At 61.8% G+C, this 7,140-nt stretch carries 6 protein-coding genes and 1 riboswitch; of the genes, 3 read left to right on the forward strand and 3 right to left on the reverse strand.

Features of this window, described 5'->3' with window-relative positions; translation table 11 throughout:
- Positions 1–28: 28 nt before the first annotated feature.
- Positions 29–1,222 (forward strand): L-lactate MFS transporter, encoded by a 1,194-nt coding sequence (locus tag ACVDHI_RS16190; RefSeq protein WP_039040686.1) that lies wholly within the window; start codon positions 29–31, stop codon positions 1,220–1,222.
- A gap of 72 nt (positions 1,223–1,294) precedes the next feature.
- On the opposite strand, the gene ACVDHI_RS16195 is transcribed toward ACVDHI_RS16190, so the two are convergent.
- Both ACVDHI_RS16195 and purE read right to left on the reverse strand, forming a co-directional pair.
- Positions 1,295–2,419 carry a 5-(carboxyamino)imidazole ribonucleotide synthase gene (locus ACVDHI_RS16195; RefSeq protein WP_202016914.1) on the reverse strand — a complete coding sequence of 375 codons (1,125 nt, stop codon included), beginning with the start codon at positions 2,417–2,419 and terminating at the stop codon, positions 1,295–1,297.
- The gene (gene purE, locus ACVDHI_RS16200) at positions 2,416–2,925 is read right to left on the reverse strand and encodes a 5-(carboxyamino)imidazole ribonucleotide mutase (RefSeq protein ID WP_029313402.1); all 510 of its coding nucleotides are present in this window, start codon (positions 2,923–2,925) and stop codon (positions 2,416–2,418) included. Before purE ends, ACVDHI_RS16195 begins: the two co-directional genes overlap by 4 nt.
- 207 nt (positions 2,926–3,132) lie before the next feature.
- A riboswitch (cobalamin riboswitch) is annotated at positions 3,133–3,310 on the forward strand.
- Positions 3,311–3,362: 52 nt separating this feature from the next.
- On the opposite strand from purE, the gene ACVDHI_RS16205 reads away from it, so the two are divergent.
- Both ACVDHI_RS16205 and murI read left to right on the forward strand, forming a co-directional pair.
- On the forward strand, positions 3,363–5,228 hold the full coding sequence (locus tag ACVDHI_RS16205) for a TonB-dependent receptor domain-containing protein (protein ID WP_167826251.1): 1,866 nt from the start codon (positions 3,363–3,365) through the stop codon (positions 5,226–5,228).
- Between the two features lie 108 nt (positions 5,229–5,336).
- Positions 5,337–6,125: a glutamate racemase gene (murI, locus tag ACVDHI_RS16210; RefSeq protein WP_042864646.1), complete on the forward strand. Its 789-nt coding sequence runs from the start codon at positions 5,337–5,339 to the stop codon at positions 6,123–6,125.
- Between the two features lie 3 nt (positions 6,126–6,128).
- Here murI and ACVDHI_RS16215 read toward each other — a convergent pair whose 3' ends face one another.
- Entirely contained in the window at positions 6,129–6,620 is a 492-nt protein-coding gene (locus ACVDHI_RS16215) for an RNA recognition motif domain-containing protein (RefSeq protein WP_029313407.1), read from the reverse strand.
- Between the last annotated feature and the right edge of the window lie 520 nt (positions 6,621–7,140).

A 7,140-nucleotide genomic window follows, 5' to 3' on the forward strand; every position in this document is an offset into this window, starting at 1 on the left:
TCCTTAAGGCCATTCCTCGAGACGCATCATGACCAGAGAGCTGAATCGCACCCGTTACCTCACCCTGTTGGGGACCATCATCACCCAGTTCGCGCTGGGATCCGTTTACACCTGGAGCCTGTTCAACGCCCAGCTCTCCGACAAGCTGGACGAGCCGGTCAGCCAGGTCGCCTTCGCCTTCGGCCTGCTCAGCCTCTCCCTGGCGGTGGCCTCCTCCCTGGCAGGCAAGCTGCAGGAGCGGTTCGGAGTGCGCAACGTCACCCTGGGTGCCGGCGTGCTGCTCGGCATCGGCTTCTTCCTCACCGCTCATGCCAGCAACCTGGCGATGCTCTACCTCTGCGCCGGCATTCTGGTCGGTTTTGCAGACGGTACCGGCTACCTGATGACCCTCTCCAACTGCGTGAAGTGGTTCCCGGAGCGCAAGGGGCTCATCTCCGCCTGCTCTATCGGTGCTTATGGCCTCGGCAGCCTCGGCTTCAAGTACATCAACCTGCTGCTGCTCTCCAGCAACGGCCTTGAGACCACCTTCCAACTGTGGGGGCTGATCGCCATGTCCATGGTGCTGGTGGGTGGCATGCTGATGAAGGATGCGCCCAAGCAGGCCGCCGCCGTGCAGCAGAGCGAGAGCCGCGACTTCACCCTGGCCGAGGCGATGCGCAAGCCCCAGTACTGGATGTTGGCGCTGATGTTCCTCACCGCCTGCATGAGCGGTCTCTACGTCATCGGCGTGGCCAAGGACATCGGCGAGAAGATGGTGGGCCTGCCGGCCGTGGTCGCCGCCAACGCCGTCGCCATCATCGCCATGGCCAACCTGGGTGGCCGGCTGGTGCTGGGCATCCTCTCCGACAAGATGTCCCGTATCCGGGTCATCACCATCGCCCAGTTGATTACCCTGGCCGGCATGGCGCTGCTGCTGTTTGTGCCGCTCAATGCCAACCTTTTCTTCGTGGCGGTGGCCTGCGTGGCATTCAGCTTCGGCGGCACCATCACCGTCTACCCCTCGCTGGTGAGCGACTTCTTCGGCCTCAACAACCTGACCAAGAACTACGGCGTCATCTATCTGGGCTTTGGTCTGGGCAGCATCATCGGCTCCATCGTGGCCTCCCTGTTCGGCGGCTTCATGGCGACCTTCAACCTGATCCTGGTGTTGCTGGTGGTGGCCCTGGTGCTCTCCCTCACCATCCGCCTGCCTGCTCCTGTTGCGGCTGTCGACAGGGCCTGACCCCTCTCGCTTCTCAAGTCATAAAAAAAGACCCGGGCCTTGGCCCGGGTCTTTGCATGTCAAGGGGTGGACTCAGCGCGGAGGCAGACCCAGCAGGGCGCGCAGCTGGTGCGCGGTGGCCTCGACGGCGGGCCAGTCGCGGCCAGTGACGGTGACGTGGCCCATCTTGCGGCCGGGGCGGGCTTCGCCCTTGCCATAGAGGTGAAGGTGCACCCCGGGCAGGGCCAGGGCGCCGGCCCAGTCCGGCGTGCCGTCTTGCCACAGATCCCCGAGCAGGTTGAGCAGGATGGCGGGCTGAACCTCGGCCTGTGCCGGCAGCGGCAGATCGCACAGGGCGCGCACCTGCAACTCGAACTGGCTGCAACCGGCGTTGTCGATGCTGGGATGACCCGAATTGTGGGGCCGGGGGGCCATCTCGTTGACCAGCAGTTCACCGCCGACCAGGAAGAACTCCACCGTCAGCACGCCCACATAGTCGAGGGCGGCGATGATGTGCTCGGCGATGCGCTGGGCTTCGCGCTCCAGGGCCGGCACATTGGCCGGGGAGCGGGTCTGATCCAGGATGCCGCCGCTGTGCCAGTTCTGCACCAGGGGCAGGGCACTGATGGCACCGCTCGGACTGCGGGCCAGGGTGAGGGCAAACTCCCCCTCCAGCGGCAGGCGCTTCTCCAGCACGCAAGGGACACCGCTGGCGGCCAGGGCCGCTGGCAATTCGCCCGCATTGTGGATAGTCCACTGCCCCTTGCCATCGTAGCCCTCGCGGGCGGTCTTGAGGATGGCGGGGAAGAGGTCGCCGGGCAGGGCGGGCAGCGGCTCGCCGGGCAGCAGGGTCAGGTTCGGGGCGACCGGTACGCCGGCGCGGGTCAGGAAGGCTTTCTCTTCCCGGCGATCCTGACAGACACGTACTGCGCTCGCGGCCGGGCGCACCGGCTTGTACTGCTCCAGCAGGGCCAGGGAGGCGGCGGGCACGTTTTCGAACTCGCAGGTGATGGCGTCGCAGCGGCTGGCCAGATCGCGCAGGGCATCGGCATCGTCATAGGCGGCCACAATCTGCTCGTCGGCGGCTGCACCGGCGATGCTGACGGGGTCCGGGTCCAGCACGATCACCTTGTAGCCGAGACGGTGGGCAGACATCACGAAGTAGCGGCCGAGCTGGCCGCCACCGAGCATACCCAAAGTGGCGGGGGGCAGTATCATGCCGGCTCCTCCAGGGTGAGCGCCAGCACCCGGTCGCGCTCCTTGGCGCGGAAGCCGTCGAGCTGCTGGTGATAACGGGGAGCGTCGCCATCCTGGGCGACAGAGAGCAGGGACACGGCGAACAGACCGGCATTGGCGGCACCCGCCTCGCCGATGGCGAAGGTGGCGACCGGCACGCCCTTGGGCATCTGCACGATGGAGAGCAGGGAATCCATCCCCTTGAGCTGGCGGGTGGGGATGGGCACGCCCAGCACCGGGATCGTGGTCTTGGCGGCCAGCATGCCCGGCAGGTGGGCTGCGCCGCCGGCGCCGGCGATGATGGCGCGCAGACCGCGATCGCGCGCACTGGCGGCATATTCAAACAGGAGATCCGGGGTGCGATGGGCGGATACGACGCGCGCTTCATAGGGCACGCCGTGCTCCTTGAGGATGCGGGCGGCGGCCTGCATCACGGGCCAGTCAGAGTCGGAGCCCATTACCAGGCCGATCATAGGGGGGGTCGTCATTACGGCTTCCTCGGATGTCAAACGTTTGCCGCATGTTACCAAAAAGCCGTGGGATCTGGCTCAACATTTCTTGTGTTTGACCCTCTCGAATGACGGTCAACGAGCCTCAAGGTATGAGAGGGGGCGAGGATCTGCGCCACTTGGCACCGGCTTTGGGTAAAAACGACATTAGAAATCCAGATGGCTATACATCCAAGGCGGCTCTGCCTATAATCCCCCCGCTTTGGCGCATCATGCTTAAAAGGGAATCCGGTGAGAATCCGGAGCTGGCGCGCAGCGGTAAGGGGGAACGAAGCGACATCAGGGCACTGCCGTCAGGTGGGAAGCCGTCGCCGTAGGCCATCAGCCCCCAAGCCCGAAGACCTGCCAAAGTTCGTATTTCGGGCCGAGAGAAACCGGCCACGAAGTAGATGCTTACGCGAACTTAAGGATCTCTCATGTCCAAGACATTATTGGCGGCTGCCCTGTTGCCAACGGCGGCCTTTGCCCAACAACTGACCATCCCCGTCAATCCCACCATGGTGGTGACCGCTACCCGTGTCGCCCAGCCTGCCTCCAGTGTGCTGGCTCCCGTCAACGTGGTGACCCGTGACGAGATCGATCGCCTGCAAGCCCAGACCGTGACCGACGTGGTCAAGACCCTGCCCGGCGTGGAAGTGGTCAGCAACGGCGGCCGCGGCCAGCTCAGCTCGCTTCGGGTACGTGGTGGCACCTCTTCCCAGACCCTGGTGCTGGTGGACGGGGTGCGCAGCGCCTCTCTGACCGCCGGGATGACCGAGCTCAACAACCTGCCCCTCAACCAGGTGGAGCGGATCGAATATATCCGCGGTGCACGCGCCACTATTTATGGATCCGATGCCATCGGTGGGGTCATCAACATCATCACTCGCCCGGACCAGGGGACCAATCAGCACAAGTTCAACCTGGGGGCGGGCTCCCACAAGCAGCGTCAGGCTGCCTTCAGCAGCGCCAGCCAGGTGGGTGATGCGGGTCAGATCAAGGTCGCTGGTGGTTTCGATGACGAGACCGGCTACAACGTGCACCCCATCGCCGGGGTGAACGATGGCGACAAGCATGGCCACCGGGGTTATAACGCCATGGTGGATTATCAGCAGGCGCTGGCCAGCAACTGGGATCTGTTCGGTACGACCCGCTGGTTCCGCAACATTGCCCAGTACGACAGATCCTCTGCCGCTTCCGCCTGGGGCCCGGCGTTTCATCAACGCAACGAGACCTGGACCGAGAACCAGAGCTACCAGCTCGGCTCCCGCTATCACGACGAGCGCTACCTGAGCGAGCTGCGCGGCGCCTTCTCCAAACAGGATGCCTACGACTACCCGGATACCAGCGGCCGCGATCAGTCCGCTGATCGACTCTATACCCGTCAATACACTCTGAACTGGGTCAACAGCGTCAAACTGGACGAGAGCTGGACCCTGGGGGGCGGCGCCGACTGGCAGCGCGACATGCTGGACGATAGTTCTCGCTCCTCTGGCGTCGCCTTCCCGAGTGAGGCCGATGAGCGTGACAACACCGGGCTCTATGCCCTGGCCCAGTTTGACAACCAGGTCTGGCAGGCCGAGCTGAGCGGTCGCAGCGATGACAACGAGCAGTTCGGACGTCACAACACCTGGCAAACCGGCGCTGGCTGGCGCTTCGTTGAGGATTATCGCCTCAGTGCCCGTTACGGCACCGGTTTCCGTGCCCCCTCCTTCAACGATCTCTACTACCCGGGGTCCGGCAATCCGGATCTGAAGCCGGAAGAGTCGAAAAGCCACGAGTTGATGCTGGACGGACAGACCGCAGGTGTGGAGTGGCGCTTGACCGGTTATCGCAACGACTTCGAGCAGATGATCCAGTGGGCACCGGACAGCCAGGGGATGTGGACGCCGCAAAACGTCGGCAAGGCGCGGATTGAAGGGGTTGAGCTGGAAGGGGAGTTCGAGACCGGCTGGCTGAGCCATCGCGTTTCCGCCGAATACAAGGATCCCAAGGACAAGGTCACCGACAAGCAGTTGCAGCTGATCTCCCGCAAGGGGGCCAAGTGGGTGAGCCAGGCGCAGTGGCAGCAGTTCGATGGCTCCCTGAGCTGGATCTACCAGGGTGAGCGTTATGGTGACGCGGCCAATACCACCCAGCTGGGCGGTTACAGCGTGTGGAACCTGGCGGTGGGCTATCAGGTTGCACCGTCCTGGAAGGTCTCCGGCAAGATCAGCAACCTGCTGGACAAGGAGTACCAGACCTCGGTGGGTTACCCGGCTGACGAGCGTGCCTACTATGTGACGGTGGACTACGCACTCTGATCCCCTTGTCTGGATCTGAAAAATCAGGGGCCCTGCCATTGGCAGGGCCTTTTCTATTGGCGCCGGGCGGGAGTATGATCGCGGCCTCGCATTCAAGGGGGAGATCAGGTGGCCAATATTCTCGTGTTCGACTCCGGTATGGGCGGTCTGACTGTCTATGGGGAGATCCGTCGCGCTCTGCCGGAGCACAACTATTTCTACAGTTTCGACAATGCCCACTTTCCCTATGGCGAGCTGAGTGAGGCGGCCCTCATCGAGGCTTGTACCGGACTGGTCAGCCACATGGTGGCCGAGCACGCCATCGATCTGGTGGTGATCGCCTGCAATACCGCCAGCACCATTGCCCTGCCATCCCTGCGTACCGCACTCAGCATTCCCGTGGTCGGCGTGGTCCCCGCGATCAAGCCTGCCGCCGCCCTGACCCGTAACGGCTACATCGGTCTGCTGGCAACGCCCGGCACCGTCAGCCGTGACTATACCCATGAACTCATCGCCCAGTTCGCCCCGGGCAAGCATGTGCTGCTGAAGGGGGCCACCGAACTGGTTATCGAAGCCGAGCGCAAGCTGGCGGGGTTGCCGGTCAATATGGCCCTGCTCAGAGAGATGCTCGCAGACTGGATGGAAGGGGAGGAGAGGCCGGATACCCTGGTACTGGGATGTACCCACTTCCCCTTGCTCAACGAAGAGATCAAACAGCTGATGCCGGAATGTCAACTGGTCGATTCGGGTCTTGCCGTGGCAAGGCGGGTGGCGCATTTGCTGGCGACACTGCCGGTCCAGGCACCTGGCGAGGGGACGGGACGTGCCTACTGCACGCGACTGGATGCTGGGGCCCAGAAACTGACAGCCCCCTTGCAAGCTTGGGGGCTGTCGTCACTCGAAGAAGTGGTGTACTGAATATCAGGCGTCGACGTCGTTGACGTCCTTCTCATCCCGGTCCCGCTTGTCATTTGCTTCACGCACTTTCAGGGTGCGCTGCTGATACTCCTTGTCATTGAGCGCGGCGATGGCCTTGGCCGCATCGGCGACAGGCATCTCCACAAACCCGAAGCCCCTGCGTTTGCCGGTGGCCTTGTCCTTCATCAGACGAACTGACAGTACCTGACCTTGCTCGGCAAAGAGTTCGCGCACCGCAATCTCGTTGGCGCGATAGGGCAGGTTGCCTACATATAAGGTACAGGTCTCCTGGCTGGTCGCCTGTTCGAGGGCGGTGGCAGGCGCACGGTTAAGGAAGAGCGGTACCACGAAACCGCCAATGGCCAGACCGGCGGCAAAAATGACTTCGACTTTCAGAGAGAACTGCAGGGCCTGGGCAACCAGATAGCCGAGCAGCGCCAATACCAGAGCAAGAACTGCTGCCTGCACATAAACGGGAAACTTGGATAAATTCATCTTTAAAGACCTTTTGTAAATGAAAGCAAAAAAGGTGCAACACTCTATTCACCTTCATGGTAACCAGCTTTACGACCAGACGCTACCATGGACCACTTGAGGCAAATTATCCGCTTCAGTATGGCATTCCTTCAGCCAGGAAGATCCTGATAAATACCAATAAAAGAGGGCTGAAATCATCAGCTTGTGGATAACATTGTATATATACACTGGGTAAGTTGTTTCTAACTGGATAATTTGAAGTTTCCGTGACTTTCTTCAAAAAATCCCTTGTCATCGTAACCGGCCTCCCTATAATGCGCCCCTACCAGCACGGCGGACCACGCCGAACTGATGAGCTAGCCTCCTGATGAGGTGGGCGCCGAAAGAAAAGCGAAAACAACCGCTTGACTTTCGAAGTGAGGAGCGTAAAATGCGCCTCCTCAACGCGATAAGCGTGACGCTCTTTAACAATTTGAATCAAGCAATCTGTGTGGGCACTCACAGCATCGAGCATCAAAAACAATTTTTGATTTTCAAT

It is taken from the genome of Aeromonas sp. 25-248, from assembly GCF_053005425.1.

Coding starts and splice junctions, on each gene's coding strand:
- ACVDHI_RS16195 (WP_202016914.1), bottom strand. CDS start 2,419: ATGATACTGCCCCCCGCCACTTTGGGTATGCTCGGTGGCGGCCAGCTC.
- purE (WP_029313402.1), bottom strand. CDS start 2,925: ATGACGACCCCCCCTATGATCGGCCTGGTAATGGGCTCCGACTCTGAC.
- ACVDHI_RS16205 (WP_167826251.1), top strand. CDS start 3,363: ATGTCCAAGACATTATTGGCGGCTGCCCTGTTGCCAACGGCGGCCTTT.
- ACVDHI_RS16215 (WP_029313407.1), bottom strand. CDS start 6,620: ATGAATTTATCCAAGTTTCCCGTTTATGTGCAGGCAGCAGTTCTTGCT.
- ACVDHI_RS16190 (WP_039040686.1), top strand. CDS start 29: ATGACCAGAGAGCTGAATCGCACCCGTTACCTCACCCTGTTGGGGACC.